A 17,331-nucleotide genomic window follows, 5' to 3' on the forward strand; every position below is an offset into this window, starting at 1 on the left:
GGCTGGCGCGTCAGTCGCACCATGCAGACCGATTTCGTCCTCGACGCGCTGGAGCAGGCTTTGTACGAACGGCGGCCCGATGCCAACGGCTTGGTTCATCACTCGGACCGAGGCGCTCAGTACCTGTCCATCCGCTACTCCGAGCGGCTGGCCGAGGCCGGCGTGAAACCGTCGGTGGGCAGTCGTGGCGACAGCTACGACAACGCACTGGCCGAGACCATCAACGGCTTGTACAAGACTGAGCTGATTCACCGCCGCGCGCCCTGGAAGAGCAGGGAATCGGTGGAGTTGGCCACCCTGCAATGGGTGCACTGGTTCAACCACACCCGACTGCTCGAGCCAATTGGTTATATTCCACCGGCCGAAGCTGAGGCAAACTACTTCCGGCAACTCGCCGAGAAGACAGAGACCGCAGTTTTAACTTAAACCAACCGGCCTCCTCGAAACCCGGGGCGATTCAGGACGCCTTATCTGACGGGGTACGAGCCGATTCGTAACGGCCAGGGTCAGGTGATCGGCGCGTGGTACGTCGGTTACAAGGTTGACATGGAGCCCGTGCAGAAGGTGGTCGAGGGAAGCCGCATTCTCGACTATGGTTTCGTGGCAGTGATCGATAGCAAGGACAAGATCCGGTTCCGGTCGGGGCATGTCACCGACGATCAAGTTGTTGATTATCTCGCTGACGGCGACAAGTGGGGGGTGACGCGGGCCGGGTTTCCCACATGGGGGTTTTCGGTGGTTGGCGTCTACTCGATCGATGAAGTCGATCGTATCGCGCGCAACAGAATGATCTGGATCATGGCTGGAGGGGCGGTGGCCTGCCTGCTGCTGATCGTGATGATCAACGTGATGTTGCGGAAGATGGTGCTGGCCCCCCTCGGTGGAGAGCCGGAAGCTGCGGCGGATGCTGCACTCAGGATCGCAGCTGGCGACCTGACCGTGCCGATCAAGACGGCTGAGCGTGACGAGCGCAGCATGATGAGTGCGATGCAACGCATGCAGGAGGGATTGCGAGGCATGGTGAGCAGCATTCACGAGGGCTCGGCCGCGCTGAGCAGTGCTTCGCGCAATCTGGTGACGATGTCAGACAAGGTGTCGGATGGCGTGTCGCAGCAGCACGACGCGACGTCGTCGATCGCGGCCACGCTCGAGGAGATCACGGTCAGCATTCGCCAGGTCTCCGACAGCGCTGGGACTGCGAGTGGCCTCGCGCGAGATGCGGGGGAACTTGCAGCGCAAGGCAGTGCCGCGGTGAGCGAGACGGTGCAGGACATGCAGTCCAGCGCGGCCTCGGTCAATCGGTCCGCTGGCCTCGTCGAGCGGATGGACGAAGGCTCCAAGCAGATTACTGCGATCGTCGAAGTGATCAAGGACATTGCCGACCAGACCAATCTGTTGGCGCTGAATGCGGCGATTGAGGCTGCACGCGCCGGTGAGGCCGGGCGCGGCTTTGCTGTCGTTGCGGATGAAGTGCGCAAGTTGGCGGAGCGGACCGCGACCTCGACGAGGGAGATCACGGACATGATCACCGAGATCCAGCGCAGTACTTCTGCAGCAATTGGCGGCATCGAGGAGGGGGCGGTGCTGGTGAATGCCAGCGTAGACAAAGCCGTCACTGCGGGCGAGGGCATGGGTCGCATCAATGAGGCAACGCGCCAGGTCGTTGAAGCCGTGCGTGAGATTTCCGAGGCGCTCGAGTCGCAGTCCGAGGCCAGCGAATTCATCGCGCGCAATGTCGAGCAGGTGAGTGCAATGAACGAAGTGAACACGACCGCCGTGGGCGAGGTGGTGGCCGATGCGCGTAGATTGCAGGAACTGGCCGTCCGCCTCGACAGCGTGGTGAGTCGCTTCAAGGTGTGAACTCCTGCGCTATTCTTGCGCCGCACCGGGGCGGCTGGCTTGGTGCGGAAGCATGGAGGTCGGGGTTTGGAAGCCGGCTCGGGGCTGGGTGGCGGCTCGGGTTATAATTCGCGGCTAATCATCCGGCCGCAGCGGTGGCCGCTCGCCCTCAGACCCTGTCTCCGAAGAACATGACCTCGATCCTCAAGCTGCGCGGCAATGCCGCGCTGTCCGCCTCCCGTCTCGAACGTCTTTCGCGTGCCGTTGCCGAGGTCCAGCCCAAGCTCAACGCCATCGCGGCCGAGTACTGGTACTTTGTCGAGGTTTCGGCGCCGTTGTCGGCTGACGAACAGGGGCGCCTGGTCGACCTGATCGACGCGCGGCCTGCCACGGCGACGCTGCCCGTCGGCACGCTGTGTGTTGTGGTGCCGCGCCTGGGCACGATCTCGCCGTGGTCGTCCAAGGCCACGGACATTGCCCACCAGTGCGGGTTCGACAAGATCGTGCGCGTCGAGCGCGGCATCGCCTACACGATCGATGCACGCGGGGTGGAGGGTAACGCTGCGCTGCTGCAACTGCTGCACGACCGCATGACGGAGTCGGTGCTCGACACGATCGACGCGGCCGAAGCCCTGTTCCACCACTATGAACCGCAGCCGCTCACGACCGTAGACATCCTGTCCGGTGGTCGCGCCGCGCTGGAGAAGGCCAACGGCGAACTGGGTCTTGCGCTGTCCGAGGACGAGATCGACTATTTGGTCGAGAACTTCGGTCGCATGGGACGCAACCCGACCGACGTCGAGCTGATGATGTTCGCGCAGGCCAACTCCGAGCACTGCCGGCACAAGATCTTCAATGCCGAATGGGTGATCGACGCGCGGCCGATGGAGAAGTCCCTGTTCGGCATGATCAAGGACACCCACAAGGCCCACCCCGAGGGCACGGTGGTGGCCTATTCCGACAATGCCTCGGTGATCGAAGGCGCGCGCATCGCCCGCCTGTACCCGGACGCCGACGGCGCCTTCCGCTACCACGACGAGGACACCCACATCCTCGCCAAGGTCGAGACCCACAACCACCCGACTGCGATCTCGCCTTTCCCTGGCGCCGCGACGGGTGCCGGCGGCGAGATTCGCGACGAGGGGGCGACCGGGCGCGGTTCGCGTCCCAAGGCCGGACTGGCCGGTTTCACGGTTTCCAACCTGAACATCCCCGATTTCGGCCAGCCTTGGGAGAAGCCCTATGGCAAGCCGGAGCGTATCGCTTCCGCACTCGACATCATGATCGAGGGGCCGATCGGTGCGGCCGCATTCAACAACGAGTTCGGCCGTCCGAACCTGGCCGGTTACTTCCGCACCTTCGAGCAGGAAGTGCAGGGTGAAGTGCGCGGCTACCACAAGCCCATCATGATCGCCGGTGGCCTCGGCAGCATCCAGGCACAGCAGTCCGAGAAGCCGACCTTCCCGCCGGGCACGCTGCTGATCCAGCTTGGCGGGCCGGGCATGCTGATCGGGCTCGGTGGTGGCGCGGCCTCGTCGATGGCGACTGGCACCAACACCGCCGACCTCGACTTCGCCTCGGTGCAGCGCGGCAACCCCGAGATCCAGCGTCGCTGCCAGGAAGTCATCGACGCCTGCTGGCAGCAGGGTGACAAGAACCCGATCATCGCCATCCACGACGTCGGCGCCGGTGGCCTGTCGAATGCGATGCCGGAGCTGGCCGACCACGCCGGCCTCGGCGCGCATTTCGAGCTGCGCGAGGTGCACATCGAGGAGCCGGGCATGAGCCCGCGCGAGATCTGGTCGAACGAATCGCAGGAGCGCTACGTGCTCGCGATCGCGCCCGAGAGTCTGCCGATGTTCCAGGCCTTCTGCGAACGCGAGCGCTGCCCGTTCGCGGTGCTCGGCACCGCTACGGCTGACGGTCACCTCACTGTTTCCGACCGCCACTTCGGCAACAAGCCGGTGGACATGGACATGAAGGTGCTGCTCGGCAAGCCGCCGAAGATGACGCGCAACGTATCGCGTCGCGCGGTGCACCTGCCGCCCTTCGATACGACCGACCTCGATCTGAAGGAAGCGGGCATGCGGGTGTTGCGCATGCCGGCGGTGGCGAGCAAAAGCTTCCTGATCACCATTGGCGACCGCTCGGTCGGCGGCCTGACCGCGCGCGACCAGTTCGTCGGTCCCTGGCAAGTGCCGGTGGCCGACGTCGCCGTGACCGCGATGAGCTTCCACGGCTACCGCGGCGAAGCCTTCGCCATGGGCGAGCGCACGCCGCTGGCCTGCGTCGATGCGCCGGCCTCGGGCCGCATGGCGATCGGCGAGGCGATCACCAACATCGCGGCGGCCGATATCGAAAAGCTGGGCGACGTGAAGCTGTCCGCCAACTGGATGGCCGCTGCCGGTCATCGTGGTGAGGATGCGAAGCTGTACGACACGGTGAAGGCCGTTTCGGACTTCTGCGTGACCGCTGGCCTGTCGATTCCTGTCGGCAAGGACTCGCTGTCGATGCGCACCGCGTGGCAGGACGATGGGCAGGACAAGCAGGTCGTTGCCCCGCTGTCCTTGATCGCCACCGCTTTCGCCCCGGTGCAGGACATCCGCAACACGCTGACGCCGCAACTCCAGTTTCCCGAGGGCGTCGAGACCGAACTGCTGCTGATCGATCTGGGCAATGGCAAGAATCGGCTCGGCGGCTCGGTCTTTGCACAGGCCTTCAACTCGGTGGGCGAACATGCGCCCGACGTCGATCCGGCGCAGCTCAAGGCCTTCTTCGAGTCGGTGCAGCAGTTGCGCCGCGACGGCCTGCTGCTGGCCTACCACGATCGTTCGGACGGCGGCCTCTTCGCTGCCGTGTGCGAGATGGCGTTTGCCGCGAAGTGCGGCCTGTCGTTGGTGCTCGACACAGTCTGCTACGACCCCTACATGAACGACGTCGACGGCCTCGAGAAGAAACCCGACACCCTGAAGGGCCGTTTCGGTGACCGGCTGTTTGCCGGCCTGTTCGCCGAAGAACTGGGTGCAGTCATCCAGATCCGGCGTGACGATCGCGCGCGCGTCACCGAGCTGCTGCGTGCCGCTCAGCTGAGCTACCACTTCATCGGCGAGCCCAACGACAAGGACGAGATCCGCCTGCGTCGCAATGCCAAGCTCGTGTTCGGCGCGAGCCGTGTCGAGCTGCTGCAGGCCTGGTCGGAAACCAGCTATCGCATTGCCAAGCTGCGCGACGACCCCGCGTCGGTGCAGGAGGAGTTCGACGGCCTCGCCGATGCGACCGACCCCGGCCGCTCGGTGTCCCTGAGCTTCGACGTCAAGGACGACGTCGCTGCGCCCTTCATCGCGTCCGGCGTGCGGCCCAAGGTCGTGGTGCTGCGCGAGCAGGGTGTGAACTCGCAGTTCGAAATGGCGGCGGCTTTCGAGCGCGCCGGTTTCACGCCGGTCGATGTGCACATGTCCGACCTTCAGGCCGGCCGTGTCGATCTCGCCGATTTTCACGGCCTGGCGGCTTGCGGTGGATTCTCGTACGGCGACGTGCTCGGCGCAGGGCAGGGCTGGGCGAAGTCCATCCTGTTCAACAGCCGCCTGCGTGACGAGTTCGAGGCCTTCTTCCGTCGCAGCGACACCTTTGCGCTTGGTGTCTGCAACGGCTGCCAGATGATGGCCCACCTCGCGCCGATCATCCCCGGCGCAGAAGCCTGGCCGACCTTCCATCGCAACCGCAGCGAGCAGTTCGAGGCGCGCTTTGCGATGGTGGAAGTGACGGACAGCCCGTCCATCCTGCTGCGGGGCATGGCGGGCAGCCGCATACCGATCGTCGTAAGTCACGGCGAGGGCCAGGCGGTGTTCGCGAACGAGCAGGATCGCACGAAGGCTCTCCTTGCATTGCGTTATATTGATCACCATGGCATGCCGACCGAGCGTTACCCCCTGAATCCGAACGGTTCGGCTGGCGGCGTGACGGGCTTCACGACGGCGGATGGGCGCTTCACGATCATGATGCCCCACCCCGAGCGCACGGCCCGCACCCTGCAGATGTCGTGGGCGCCGCAATGGCTGATCAAGGAAAGCCCCGATGCCTCGCCGTGGTTGCGCATGTTCCGCAACGCACGCGTGTGGCTGGGTTGAGGCAGTACCGAGGGCAGTTCTGAGCGCCGGTGCGCCTGTTAAGGGCGACCGGCGCGGAATTCCGTTTCCTGCCTCGATCGTGTGGATGATTGCGCGAACCTGACAGGTTCGAACACGGAGTTCCGGATTGCTGAGCACGATTCCGACGCGGGACCTGAAGATCGGCATGTTCGTCGCGGAGCTAGACCGGCCGTGGCTGGGAACGCCGTTCCTGATTCAGGGCTTCCTCATCGAGAACGAGGAGCAGATCGTCGCGTTGCAGGCGTGTTGTCGAAGCGTGATGGTCGACCGCAGCCTGTCGATCGGAGATCAGTATCGTGCGCCCGTTGTCGATGAGGGAGAGGCGCCGCCGGAGGCGCACACCAGTCCGCGGATCCATCCCGGCGAAATGGAGTGTCGCGCCGAGGCCGAGCGCTTCCTGAAGGTCACGCGCAGCTTCAAGGGCAGGATCCACACGCGTCGCCATCCAACGGTCCCGCGACTGAGCCCGGTTGACGGCCGCAGCCGGCTCGACTCCGAGCTGCGCTATTCGGCCCCGATCTTTGACGACGTCTATCGCGCTCTCCGGGAAACACAGCGGGCCATCGAAGCGGGCGGGTCGGTCGACGTCGACCGCGTCGAGGGCCTGGTTGGCGAGATGGCTGCGGGCGTCGAGCGCAACCCGGACGCCCTAATGTGGCTGACACGCCTCAAGCGCACCGACCAATACACCTACGACCACGCGGTGAACGCCTCCGTTCATCTGATGGTGTTCGCCCGATTCGTCGGCATGGACGCGAACCTCGTGCGCAAGCTCGGCCTGGCGGGCCTGCTGCAGGACATCGGCAAGGTGCAGATCGACTATGAGATCCTGGCCAAGGCCGGACCTCTGGACGAGCGCGAGTTCGAGCATGTGCGGGCGCATGTCTCGCATACGCTCGAGATGCTGAACAGGCGAGACGGCTTCGATCCAGAGGTGCTCAGCATCATCGCGGCACATCACGAGCGTTTCGATGGCACCGGTTATCCGCGGGGCTTGAAGGGGGAGCGCATTGCGCTTGGCGCGGAGATGGCGGGCCTCGTCGATACCTACTGCGCGATGACGCGCGACCGGGTGTACTGTGCGGCAGTGTCGAGTCAGCGCGCGATGGAAGAGCTGAACCGCTTGCGCAACACCCGCTTTCGCGACGCATTGGTCGACCAGTTTCTGCAATGCATCGGGCTCTATCCGATCGGCACGCTGGTCGAGCTCAACTCCGGCGAGGTTGCCGTGGTGATCCAGCAGAATCAGGTGCGGCGCCTGCAGCCGCGGGTACTCGTGCTGCTGGCACCCGACAAGTCGGTGGAGCGCTTCGCGCGTACGCTCGACCTGTTGATGTTGCCGCAGACGCCGGCCGGGGAAGCCTACCGTATCCTACGGGCGTTGCCGCCTAATGCGTACGGGATCGATCCGAACGATTTTTACCTGGGTTGACGAGATGGAGCATGGAACGCCGCTCGGCCTGCTGTCAGCCCTGACTGAAATCTCGGGGCGGATGGTGAAGGCGCACGCTAGCGGAACCGGGGTCGGCGTGCTCTGTATCACCCTGCAGCCCGATGCCGCGCTCTGTCGCCTGTCGCTGGAGCACGGCCACAAGCTTGAGGCCGAGGTTGCAGCGCGCCTGAGGCGTCTGCTGCGCAAGCAAGACATGCTGTTCAGCGGTGAGCGGCGCGAGTGGCTGGTCGTGCTGCCTGGCCTGCCGAGCTCGGCCGTGCTGACGCTGGCGATGATGAAGATCGGCCAGACCTTCAGCGAGCATCCGGTCGCCCTGGAGGGGCTCGAGATCGAGGTGCCGGTTGTCTGTGGCGCGTCGATGGCGCCCGAGCATGGCGAGAACCCGCTGCACCTGGTTCAGTCGGCGCGTATCGCAGCGCTTGTGGCGGCGCAGGCGAACCTTGGTGGGCAGATCTACGATCCGGGGATGGAGCAGGTTTCGCCCCGCTTGGCGCAACTGGAGCGCGAACTGCGGGCGTGTTTCGCGGGTGACAACAGGCTCGAACTGCACCTGCAGCCCAAGGTGCGCCCGCAGGTGGGCAACTGCGATGCCGCAGAGGGGCTGCTTCGCTGGCAACGCATGCCGGGCGATTGGGTGCCCGCGCCGGTCATCATCAGCCTCATCGACCGCATGGGCATGCGTCATCTCTTCAACCGCTGGCTGTTCCAGAGGGCGGCGCATACGCTCCACCTGCTGCGCGAGGCGAGGGCGGAGATCACCCTGTCGATCAATTTGTCGGCGTCGGATCTGTACGATGCCGAGGTGCCGGACCTGATCGGCCAGGCGCTGGCAACCTGGGGCATCGAGGCCCGACACCTGTGCCTCGAGATTACCGAGACCGGCATGATCGAGGAGCGCAACGGCGAGGGGGTGGCGGATGTCTTGCGCCGCCTGCGGGCACAGGGGATCAGCCTTTCGATCGACGATTTCGGCACCGGTTTCTCGAGCATGAGCCGCCTCCAGCGGTTGTCGGTCCAGGAGGTCAAGATCGATCGTAGTTTCATCCAGGACATCGTCCGCTCCGAGAAGGACAGGGAGATTGCGGCATCGATCATCGAACTGTCGCACCGGCTCGCGATCTCGGTCACGGCCGAAGGCGTCGAGGACGAGCCGACCGCGGCGATCCTGACGGCACTCGGCTGCGATCACCTGCAGGGCTACCTGTTCGCCCGGGCCATGCCGGTTGGCGACTTCGTGGCCTGGCTTGGCCTGCCACGAAGCGGTAGGACGGTTGCCGTGCCGGGCGCCACTCCTGACGAGGATCAAGTTCAGCACACGACGTTCAGGTAAAATCCGCCGCACGTCATTCCCCCTCTTGTGCCGACGCTGCCCATGCTCCGCTTCCGCAAACGCCTTCACGCCTGGCTCGCGATTTTCGCGATGCTGATCGGTGCGCTGGCGCCGAGCGTGAGTCGCGCGATGGCTTCGGGTGAGCAGGCGCTGCTGCTGGACATCTGTTCGGCGAGTGGTGTTCATCAGATTGTCCTGACCGGCGCCGAGGCGGATCTGTACGCCGGTCTGGGTCTGCCCGGTGCCGGAGACGCTGATGGAGAGTCGTCCGACCTCTCCTTCTCGGCCTGCCCGTATTGCTTCACCCATGCCGGCAGCGTAGGGCTGCCAGGATTCGAGGCGACGCCCTCGATCACCCTCGCAACCGGGGCGGATCTACTTCCGCCGCTCTTCCTCTCCGCGCCACGTACGCTCTTCGCGTGGTCGCCATCCCACCCGCGCGCACCGCCCGCGTTCCTCTGAACGATCTGCCGGTTCGGGATGTTCCCCCGCACCGAACGGATTCGAATCTGCTCAAGCCGTTCCGCCGTCAGCCCTGATGGCACACCGACTTTCATCAGTATCGTTCGAGGATTCTCACCATGAAAAAGCTCGCTATCGCCCTTGCCTTCACGCTGGGTTCCCTGCCGGCATTCGCCGATGTCACCGTGGCCGAAGCCTGGGTGCGTGCCACCGTCCCGCAGCAGAAGGCCACTGGCGCCTTCATGAAGCTCACCTCCGACCGCGATGCGCGGCTCGTGTCCGCGGCCTCGCCAGTGGCGGGTGTGGTCGAGATCCACGAGATGGTCATGGACGGCAACGTCATGAAGATGAACGCCATTCCGGGCCTTGATCTGCCTGCGGGCAAGACCATCGAGCTCAAGCCCGGCGGCTACCACGTAATGCTGATGGACTTGAAACAGCAGGTGAAGGATGGCGAGGAAGTGCCGGTGAGCATCGTTGTCGAGGCCGCCGATGGCGCGCGCGAGACGATCGAACTCAAGGCGCCTGCACGCCCGCTGAACGCCGCGGCGGGCGGTATGCAGATGCAGCACGGCAAGCACTGAGCCGTCTCACCTGATCCAGGGGTGATGCGCCGCTAGCGTCGGCCTCATCCCGATTCCCTTCATTCGGATACAGCAGAGTCTGCTGCCGCACGGCAGCGGGACGGGCTTGTCTCGCCCGTGTCCCGTGATCACCGCGTTGCAGTTTGGCTGTCTCCTGCATTTCGAGAAAAGCACATGAATTCCACTTTCCGACGCCTTCCTGTCGCCGTCGCAGTTTCTCTGGCCTTGCCCTGGCTTGCCCATGCCCAGGAGACAACACTGGGCAAGATCGTCGTTACCGGAACGGTTAGCGCTGTGAATCCGGCCGAGGTAACCCCCCGAACCGTTGATGCGCTGAAGCCCGCCACGAGCGACACTGCCACCCTGATGCGGGATGTTCCGGGCGTGAGCGGCTATGGGGCGGGTGGTGTGTCCAGCCTGCCCGTGATCCGCGGTCTCGCCGACGATCGGATCCGGATAAAGGTCGATGGCATGGACCTGATTGCGGCCTGTCCCAACCACATGAACCCGGCACTGTCCTATCTCGACCCGTCCAACGTCGGCCTGCTCGAGATTTATCCCGGGGTGTCGCCGGTGAGCGTCGGCGGCGACAGCATCGCTGGCACGATCGTCGCCGAATCGAAAGCGCCCGTCTTTGCTGAGTCGGGGCAGGGTACCCTGACCAGCGGTGAGATCGGCGCCTTCTATCGAAGCAACGGCAACGCAAAGGGTGGTAACGTCGCGGCGACATTCTCGACCGAGTCCTTCAGTGTGAGCTACGCTGGTTCGACTGCCGAGAGTGACAACTACGATGCGGCGCGCAAGTTCAAGACGCTGGCCGCGACTGGCCGTGCCGGCCACACCTTGCCACTCGACGAGGTCGGATCGACCGCCTACAAGAGCCGCAATCACGAACTCGGGTTTGCGTTCAAGGGCGGCGACCATCTCGTGGAGGCCAAGCTTGGCCTTCAGGACATCCCCTACGAGTTGTGGCCGAACCAGCGCATGGACATGCTCGACAATGACCAGAAGCGTGTCAATCTGCGCTATCAGGGGCAGTTCGACTGGGGGGCGCTTGAGGCGCGCGCATATCGCGAGAAGGTCGAGCACTTCATGGATTTCGGCGCGGACAAGCGATTCTGGTACGGCAATGGCGCGCCACCGACCGGGTCCGGCGGGCCGGCAGCGCTCAATGGTACGCCTTGTGCGCCGATCAGCCCGACGTGCGCAGCCGGCATGCCGATGAATACCGAGAGCAAGAACACCGGGCTAGCCCTCAAGGGCGACATCCGGCTATCGGGGGAGGATCTTCTCAAGATCGGAGCCGAACTCCAGCGCTATCGCCTCGACGACTGGTGGCCTGCGTCAGGGGCTGGCATGTCGCCGAACACGTTCTGGAACATCAATGACGGCGAGCGCGACCGCAACGCGCTGTTCGGAGAATGGGAAGGGAAGCTCGGCGCACAGTGGCTGGCAGTTGCCGGTGTTCGTTTTGAGCGCGTCCGGACTGATGCTGGTCCCGTTCAGGCGTACAACAATGCCGCTGCCCCGGCCACGACGCTCGTGCCCGCGTTCAACAACCGAGACCGAGAGCGCACCGACAACAACTGGGATTGGAGTCTGCTCGCCAAGTACACCGTCGACGAGAGCCTCGACGTCGAGTTCGGCCTTGCGCGCAAAGTCCGGTCGCCCAGCCTCTACGAGCGTTATAGCTGGTACAGCCGCGGCATGGAAATGCTGATGATCAACTGGTTCGGTGATGGCAACGGCTATATCGGCGATGTCGACCTTGAGCCCGAAAAAGCCCATACGCTGTCGGCAACTTTCGACTGGCATGCCGCCGACCGCAGTTGGGAGCTGAAGGCAACGCCGTACTACTCGCGCGTCAGCGACTACATCGACGCGGCCCGTTGCCCGACGAGCCTGGGCGGTGCGTGCTCCGCCGCGAATCTGACGGCGACGAACAGCTTCGTGTATCTGCAGTTGGCCAACCAATCGGCCCGTCTTTACGGGATCGACATTTCGGGACGCATGCCACTGGGACGAAACGCACTTGGCGAGTTCGGGCTCAAGGGCCTGCTGAGCTACACCAATGGCAAGAACCGGGACACCGGAGATGACCTATACAACATCACGCCGCTCAACGCCAAATTGACGCTCACGCATCAATATCGTGGCTGGGATAACGCACTGGAACTGGTGATGGTGAAGGCAAAGCGTGACGTTTCCGAGGTCCGGAACGAGGTCGAAACGCCGGGCTACAACCTGATCAACCTGCGCACGAGCTATTCTTGGAAGCAGGTCCGCGTGGACTTTGGCGTAGAGAACCTGTTCGACAAGTTCTACTATCTGCCGCTGGGTGGGGCCTATCTGGGTCAGGGGACCACGATGACCGCGAACCCGGTTGGCGCGGTGCCGCGCTGGGGTAATGCCGTGCCGGGAGCGGGTCGCTCGATCTACGCTGGCGTGAACTTCAAGTTCTGAGCGGTTGCGCCAGACGAAGAAAAGCCCCGCCGAATCCGGCGGGGCTTTTTCTATCTGCTGCAGCCCTTGTCGGGGCGCTTACATGCCCTGGTAGATCGGCCCTTCGCCGCCCTGCGGGACGACCCAGTTGATGTTCTGCGTCGGGTCCTTGATGTCGCAGGTCTTGCAGTGCACGCAGTTCTGCGCGTTGATCTGCAGACGCGGGCCGGCCTCTTCGTGCACGATCTCGTACACCCCGGCCGGGCAGTAGCGCTGCTCGGGCGCGTCGTAGCGTGCGAGGTTGATCGCGATCGGCGTGCCCGCGTCCTTCAACTGCAGGTGACAGGGCTGCTCTTCCTCGTGGTTGGTGTTCGACAGGAACACCGACGAGAGGCGGTCGAAGGTGAGGACGCCGTCGGGCTTCGGGTAGTCGATCTTCGCGCACTCGGCCGCCGGTTTGAGCGCGGTGTGGTCGGCCGTGTTGTGCAGCGTCCAGGGCACCTTGCCCTTGAACAGCACCTGGTCGATGCCGAAGAGCAGCGAGCCGACGTACAGGCCCTTCTTCATGTAGGGCTTGAAGTTGCGCGTCTTGTGCAGTTCGGCATACAGCCACGATTCGCGGAAGGCCGCCGGGTAGGCGGTCAGGGCGTCGCGCTGGCGCTGCTGCTCGAGCGCCTCGAAGGCGGCCTCGGCCGCGAGCATGCCCGACTTGATCGCGGCGTGGCTGCCCTTGATGCGTGCGGCGTTGAGGAATCCGGCGTCGTCGCCGATCAGGCCGCCGCCCGGGAAGATCAGCCGCGGCAGGCTCTGCAGGCCGCCGGCGGCAATCGCGCGCGCGCCGTAGGCCAGGCGCTTGCCGCCGTCGAGATACTTGCGGATCTCGGGGTGGGTCTTGTAGCGCTGCATCTCCTCGAAGGGCGACAGATGCGGGTTGCTGTAGTTGAGCCCGACCACGTAGCCCACCGCCACCAGGTTGTCCTCGAGGTGATAGACGAAGCCGCCGCCATAGGTGGCGTTGTCCATCGGCCAGCCGGCGGTGTGCACCACCAGGCCCGGGCGATGGTTCTCGGGCTTGACCTCCCACAGCTCCTTGATGCCGATGCCGTAGGTCTGCGGGTCGGCGCCGTCGCGCAGCTTGTACTGGGCCTCAAGCTGCTTGCCCAGGTGGCCACGACAGCCTTCGGCGAACAGCGTGTACTTGGCGTGCAGTTCCATGCCCGGCTGGTGGTGCGGGCCCGGCGTGCCGTCGCGGTTCAGGCCCATGTCGCCGGTGGCGACGCCCTTCACCGCGCCGGCCTCGTCGAACAGGATCTCGGCCCCGGCAAAGCCCGGATAGACCTCCACGCCCAGCGCCTCGGCCTGCTCGCCGAGCCACTTCACGACGTTGCCCAGGCGTACGATGTAGTTGCCGTGGTTCACGAAGCAGTCCGGCAGCAGGCCGTTGGGGGCCTGGCGCGCGCCGGTCTCGGTCAGGAACAGCACCTTGTCCTCGGTCACCGCGGTCTTGAGCGGAGCGCCCTGTTCCTTCCAGTCGGGGATCAGCTCGGTGAGCGCCTTCGGGTCCATCACCGCGCCCGACAGGATGTGGGCACCGATCTCGGCCGCCTTCTCGATCAGGCACACCGAGATCTCCTGGCCCTTTTCGGCAGCCAGCTGCTTCAAGCGGATCGCCGCCGACAGCCCCGCGGGGCCGCCGCCGACGATCAGCACGTCGAATTCCATCGATTCGCGTTCCATCCTGTTCTCCTGTTCCCGACGGTGTGATTCTTTGTTAGAGCCTTAGAATGGCTCAGTTTAAACGGTCGCGGGCCTCCGGCGCCGGCCGTGCACAACATACGGGTGCGTATGTTACATTAGCCCGCCAAACAAACAATAGGAGACAAGCGCATGAAAGAAGGGGCAAAACTCATCCACACCACGCGCATGGCGGTGCGCTGGGGCGACATGGACGCCTACGGCCACGTCAACAACACGGTGTACTTCCGCTACTTCGAGCAGGCCCGCTGCGAATGGCTCGAGCAGATGGGCTTCCGCGTCAGCCCGGAAGAGCCGACCGGGCCGGTGATCATCAATGCCAGCTGCACCTTCCTGTCCCCGGTGAATTATCCTGCGACCGTCGTGATCAAGATGTACGCGGGTGAGCCCGGGCGCACGAGCGTGATGACGTGGTACGAGCTGTTCGTCGAGGGCGATGACAAGCTCTATGCCGAAGGAGCGGCGAAGACGGTATGGATGGACATGCGTTCGGGCAAGTCGGCGCCATTGCCCGATGCCGTTCGCGCGCTGTTCGACAACGCGGCCGGCTGAGCCGGTCGTCGCGGGCAATAACAACAAGACTGCAGCCCCGCATCCACATACAGAACCTTCGATTGATGGTGAGGAGACATCGTGAATCTTTCTGATAACGCGCCTTTGTGGGCGCCTTCCGCCGAGCGAATCGCCTCGGCCAACGTCACCGCCTTCCGCCTGGCGGCGGAGCAGCGCTGGGGCGTCGCGCTGCCCGACTACGACGCGCTGTATGCCTGGTCGGTGGCGCACCCCGAGCAGTTCTGGGTGAGCGTGTGGGAGGGCGATGGCATGCGCGACGGCGTCATCGGTACGCGCGGCGATCGCGTGCTGGTCGATGGCGACAGGATGCCGGGAGCGAAGTGGTTCCCGGACGCGCGGCTCAACTTCGCGCAGAACCTGCTGCGCTCGCGCGATGCGTCCGACGCGGTTGTGTTCTGGGGCGAGGACCGGGTCAAGAACCGCATGAGCCACGGCGAGCTGTATCGAGCCGTTGCCCACTTCGCCGCGGCGCTCAAGGAGCAGGGCGTGGTCGCCGGCGATCGCGTGGCCGCGTACATGCCCAACATGCCCGAGACGCTCGTTGCCATGCTGGCGGCGGCGAGCCTCGGCGCCATCTTCACCTCGGCTTCGCCGGATTTCGGCGTGCAGGGCGTGCTCGACCGCTTCGGCCAGACCGAGCCCAAGGTGCTGGTGGCCTGCGATGGTTACTACTACGGTGGCAAGACCATCGACGTCCTCGACAAGCTCGGCGAGATCGTCGGCCAGCTGCCCTCGGTCAAGCGCGTGGTCGTCGTGCCCTATGTGCATCAGGCGCACGACCTGTCGCACGTGCCGCATGCCCGCCTGTATGCCGATTTCGTCAAGCCCTTCGCTCACATCGACGACATCGCGTTCGCGCAGCTGCCCTTCGACCATCCGCTCTACATCATGTACTCGTCGGGCACCACCGGCGTGCCCAAGTGCATCGTGCATTGCGCCGGTGGCGCGCTGCTGCAGCACCTGAAAGAGCACCGCCTGCATGGCGACGTGAAGCCGGGCGACCGCGTCTATTACTTCACCACCTGCGGTTGGATGATGTGGAACTGGCTGGTGTCGGGGCTGGCCGCCGGCGCCACGCTGCTGCTCTACGACGGCTCGCCCTTTGCCGGCGACAACCACATCATCTTCGACTACGCGGACGCCGAAGGCATGACCCACTTCGGCACCTCGGCCAAGTTCATCGACGCCTGCGCCAAGTTCGGCCTCAGGCCGCGCGAGACGCACAAGCTCAGCTCCGTGCGCGCGATGATGAGCACCGGGAGCCCGCTGGTGTCCGAAGGTTTCGACTACGTCTATCGCGACATCAAGGCCGACCTGCAGTTGTCGTCCATCTCGGGTGGCACCGACATCATCTCCTGCTTCGTGCTCGGCAGCCCGGTGCTGCCGGTTTGGCGCGGCGAAATCCAGTGCCGCGGCCTGGGGATGGCGGTGGACGTATGGGACGACGATGGCCGTCCGGTGCGCGGCGAGAAGGGCGAGTTGGTGTGCACCAAGCCCTTCCCGGTGATGCCGATCGGCTTCTGGAACGATACCGACGGCAGCAAGTACCACGCCGCCTACTTCGAGCGCTTCGACAACGTCTGGTGTCATGGCGACTTCTGCGAGATCACCGCGCATGGCGGGCTGGTCATCTACGGCCGCTCGGACGCCACGCTCAACCCGGGCGGGGTACGCATCGGCACCGCCGAGATCTACCGCCAGGTCGAGAAACTGCACGAAGTGGTCGAGAGCCTGGTGATCGGCCAGGACTGGCCGCCGCAGAACCCGAATGACGTGCGCGTGGTCCTGTTCGTGAAACTGCGCGAAGGGCTGAGCCTCGACGACGATCTGGTCAAGCGGATCAGGCAGACCATCCGTGACAACACTACGCCGCGCCACGTGCCGGCCAAGGTGCTGCAGGTGGCCGACATTCCGCGCACCAAGAGCGGCAAGATCGTCGAACTGGCGGTGCGCAACGTGGTGCACGGCCGCCCGGTGAAGAACCAGGAGGCGCTGGCCAACCCCGAGGCGCTGGCGCATTTCCGCGACCGCGCCGAACTGGCGGACTGAGGAGGACACCATGTTGATGAACCGTGACAACTCGGTGCTGCTGATCGTCGATGTGCAGGCGAAGCTCGCGCCCTTCATCCACGACAACGAGAAAGTGTCTGCCAACTGCGCGTGGCTGGCGCAGGTGGCGGCGCGCGTCGGCGTGCCGGTCGTCGTGACCGAGCATTTCCCCGAGAAGATCGGCGGCACGCTGGATTCGGTGCGTGCGGTCACGCCGGACGCGCGCTACGTCGGCAAGCAGTGCTTCTCGGCGCAGGCGGATGGTTGCCTGAAGGGTACCGAGGTCGAGCGCCGTCCGCAGGTTATCGTGTGCGGTACCGAGGCGCATGTGTGCGTGCAGCAGACCGCGCTCGATCTGCGCTGGGCGGGCAAGCAGGTGTTTGTCGTCGCTGACGCTTCGGGCTCGCGCGACCCCGCCAATCGTGACCTGGCTTTCGAACGCATGCGTGGCCACGGCATCGAGATCGTGTCGCGCGAGATGGTGGCCTTCGAGTGGCTGCAGCGCGGCGGGACGGACCTGTTCCGCGAGGTGAATCGCGACTTCATCCGTTAGCCGGAAGCGTCGTCAATCTGCATCGCGGGGCCGGGCGTTTGTCCGGCTCCGCGTTTTTTGCTCATGCGATACCGATCCGCGTGGCGGCGGCGCAAGGTGGGTAGTGATGCCGGGCTGCGCCACCTAGGGAAAACGTGGGTTCC

General features: G+C 64.8%; 12 protein-coding genes. 11 read left to right on the top strand and 1 reads right to left on the bottom strand.

Features of this window, described 5'->3' with window-relative positions; all coding sequences use genetic code 11:
- From CGK74_RS08055 to CGK74_RS08090, 8 genes are all read left to right on the top strand, one after another.
- Window positions 1-426, top strand: a 426-nt coding sequence (locus tag CGK74_RS08055; RefSeq protein ID WP_165770061.1) for a DDE-type integrase/transposase/recombinase, incomplete at its 5' end; no start/stop codon positions are given.
- 45 nt (window positions 427-471) lie between these two features.
- Window positions 472-1,860 carry a methyl-accepting chemotaxis protein gene (locus CGK74_RS08060; protein ID WP_276206056.1) on the top strand — a complete coding sequence of 463 codons (1,389 nt, stop codon included), beginning with the start codon at window positions 472-474 and terminating at the stop codon, window positions 1,858-1,860.
- A 170-nt stretch (window positions 1,861-2,030) separates the two neighbouring features.
- Window positions 2,031-5,966, top strand: coding sequence for a phosphoribosylformylglycinamidine synthase (gene purL / locus CGK74_RS08065; protein ID WP_094267989.1), 3,936 nt, complete (start codon window positions 2,031-2,033; stop codon window positions 5,964-5,966).
- A gap of 127 nt (window positions 5,967-6,093) precedes the next feature.
- Entirely contained in the window at window positions 6,094-7,419 is a 1,326-nt protein-coding gene (locus CGK74_RS08070) for an HD-GYP domain-containing protein (protein WP_094267990.1), read from the top strand.
- A gap of 4 nt (window positions 7,420-7,423) precedes the next feature.
- Window positions 7,424-8,770: a GGDEF domain-containing phosphodiesterase gene (locus CGK74_RS08075; protein ID WP_106408401.1), complete on the top strand. Its 1,347-nt coding sequence runs from the start codon at window positions 7,424-7,426 to the stop codon at window positions 8,768-8,770.
- A 42-nt stretch (window positions 8,771-8,812) separates the two neighbouring features.
- The gene (locus tag CGK74_RS08080) at window positions 8,813-9,232 is read left to right on the top strand and encodes a DUF2946 domain-containing protein (protein ID WP_094267991.1); all 420 of its coding nucleotides are present in this window, start codon (window positions 8,813-8,815) and stop codon (window positions 9,230-9,232) included.
- 119 nt (window positions 9,233-9,351) lie between these two features.
- A complete protein-coding gene (locus CGK74_RS08085; RefSeq protein WP_094267992.1) occupies window positions 9,352-9,816 on the top strand; it encodes a copper chaperone PCu(A)C in 465 nt (154 codons plus the stop codon).
- A gap of 174 nt (window positions 9,817-9,990) precedes the next feature.
- The gene (locus CGK74_RS08090; protein ID WP_094267993.1) at window positions 9,991-12,279 is read left to right on the top strand and encodes a TonB-dependent receptor; all 2,289 of its coding nucleotides are present in this window, start codon (window positions 9,991-9,993) and stop codon (window positions 12,277-12,279) included.
- A 78-nt stretch (window positions 12,280-12,357) separates the two neighbouring features.
- On the opposite strand, the gene CGK74_RS08095 is transcribed toward CGK74_RS08090, so the two are convergent.
- Window positions 12,358-13,995 carry an electron transfer flavoprotein-ubiquinone oxidoreductase gene (locus CGK74_RS08095; protein WP_094267994.1) on the bottom strand — a complete coding sequence of 546 codons (1,638 nt, stop codon included), beginning with the start codon at window positions 13,993-13,995 and terminating at the stop codon, window positions 12,358-12,360.
- Window positions 13,996-14,145: 150 nt separating this feature from the next.
- On the opposite strand from CGK74_RS08095, the gene CGK74_RS08100 reads away from it, so the two are divergent.
- From CGK74_RS08100 to CGK74_RS08110, 3 genes are all read left to right on the top strand, one after another.
- Window positions 14,146-14,565, top strand: a complete 420-nt coding sequence (locus tag CGK74_RS08100) for an acyl-CoA thioesterase (RefSeq protein ID WP_094267995.1) — start codon at window positions 14,146-14,148, stop codon at window positions 14,563-14,565.
- Window positions 14,566-14,646: 81 nt separating this feature from the next.
- Window positions 14,647-16,635 (top strand): acetoacetate--CoA ligase, encoded by a 1,989-nt coding sequence (locus CGK74_RS08105; RefSeq protein WP_094267996.1) that lies wholly within the window; start codon window positions 14,647-14,649, stop codon window positions 16,633-16,635.
- Between the two features lie 10 nt (window positions 16,636-16,645).
- Entirely contained in the window at window positions 16,646-17,188 is a 543-nt protein-coding gene (locus CGK74_RS08110; protein WP_094267997.1) for a hydrolase, read from the top strand.
- Window positions 17,189-17,331 lie beyond the last annotated feature (143 nt).

The organism is Thauera propionica, from assembly GCF_002245655.1.
Lineage (GTDB): Bacteria > Pseudomonadota > Gammaproteobacteria > Burkholderiales > Rhodocyclaceae > Thauera > Thauera propionica.

What these genes read in the sequence shown, in the direction of transcription:
- CGK74_RS08100 (WP_094267995.1), top strand. Translation starts at nt 14,146, where the DNA reads ATGAAAGAAGGGGCAAAACTCATCCACACCACGCGCATGGCGGTGCGC.
- purL (WP_094267989.1), top strand. Translation starts at nt 2,031, where the DNA reads ATGACCTCGATCCTCAAGCTGCGCGGCAATGCCGCGCTGTCCGCCTCC.
- CGK74_RS08085 (WP_094267992.1), top strand. Translation starts at nt 9,352, where the DNA reads ATGAAAAAGCTCGCTATCGCCCTTGCCTTCACGCTGGGTTCCCTGCCG.
- CGK74_RS08095 (WP_094267994.1), bottom strand. Translation starts at nt 13,995, where the DNA reads ATGGAACGCGAATCGATGGAATTCGACGTGCTGATCGTCGGCGGCGGC.
- CGK74_RS08090 (WP_094267993.1), top strand. Translation starts at nt 9,991, where the DNA reads ATGAATTCCACTTTCCGACGCCTTCCTGTCGCCGTCGCAGTTTCTCTG.
- CGK74_RS08080 (WP_094267991.1), top strand. Translation starts at nt 8,813, where the DNA reads ATGCTCCGCTTCCGCAAACGCCTTCACGCCTGGCTCGCGATTTTCGCG.
- CGK74_RS08075 (WP_106408401.1), top strand. Translation starts at nt 7,424, where the DNA reads ATGGAGCATGGAACGCCGCTCGGCCTGCTGTCAGCCCTGACTGAAATC.
- CGK74_RS08110 (WP_094267997.1), top strand. Translation starts at nt 16,646, where the DNA reads ATGTTGATGAACCGTGACAACTCGGTGCTGCTGATCGTCGATGTGCAG.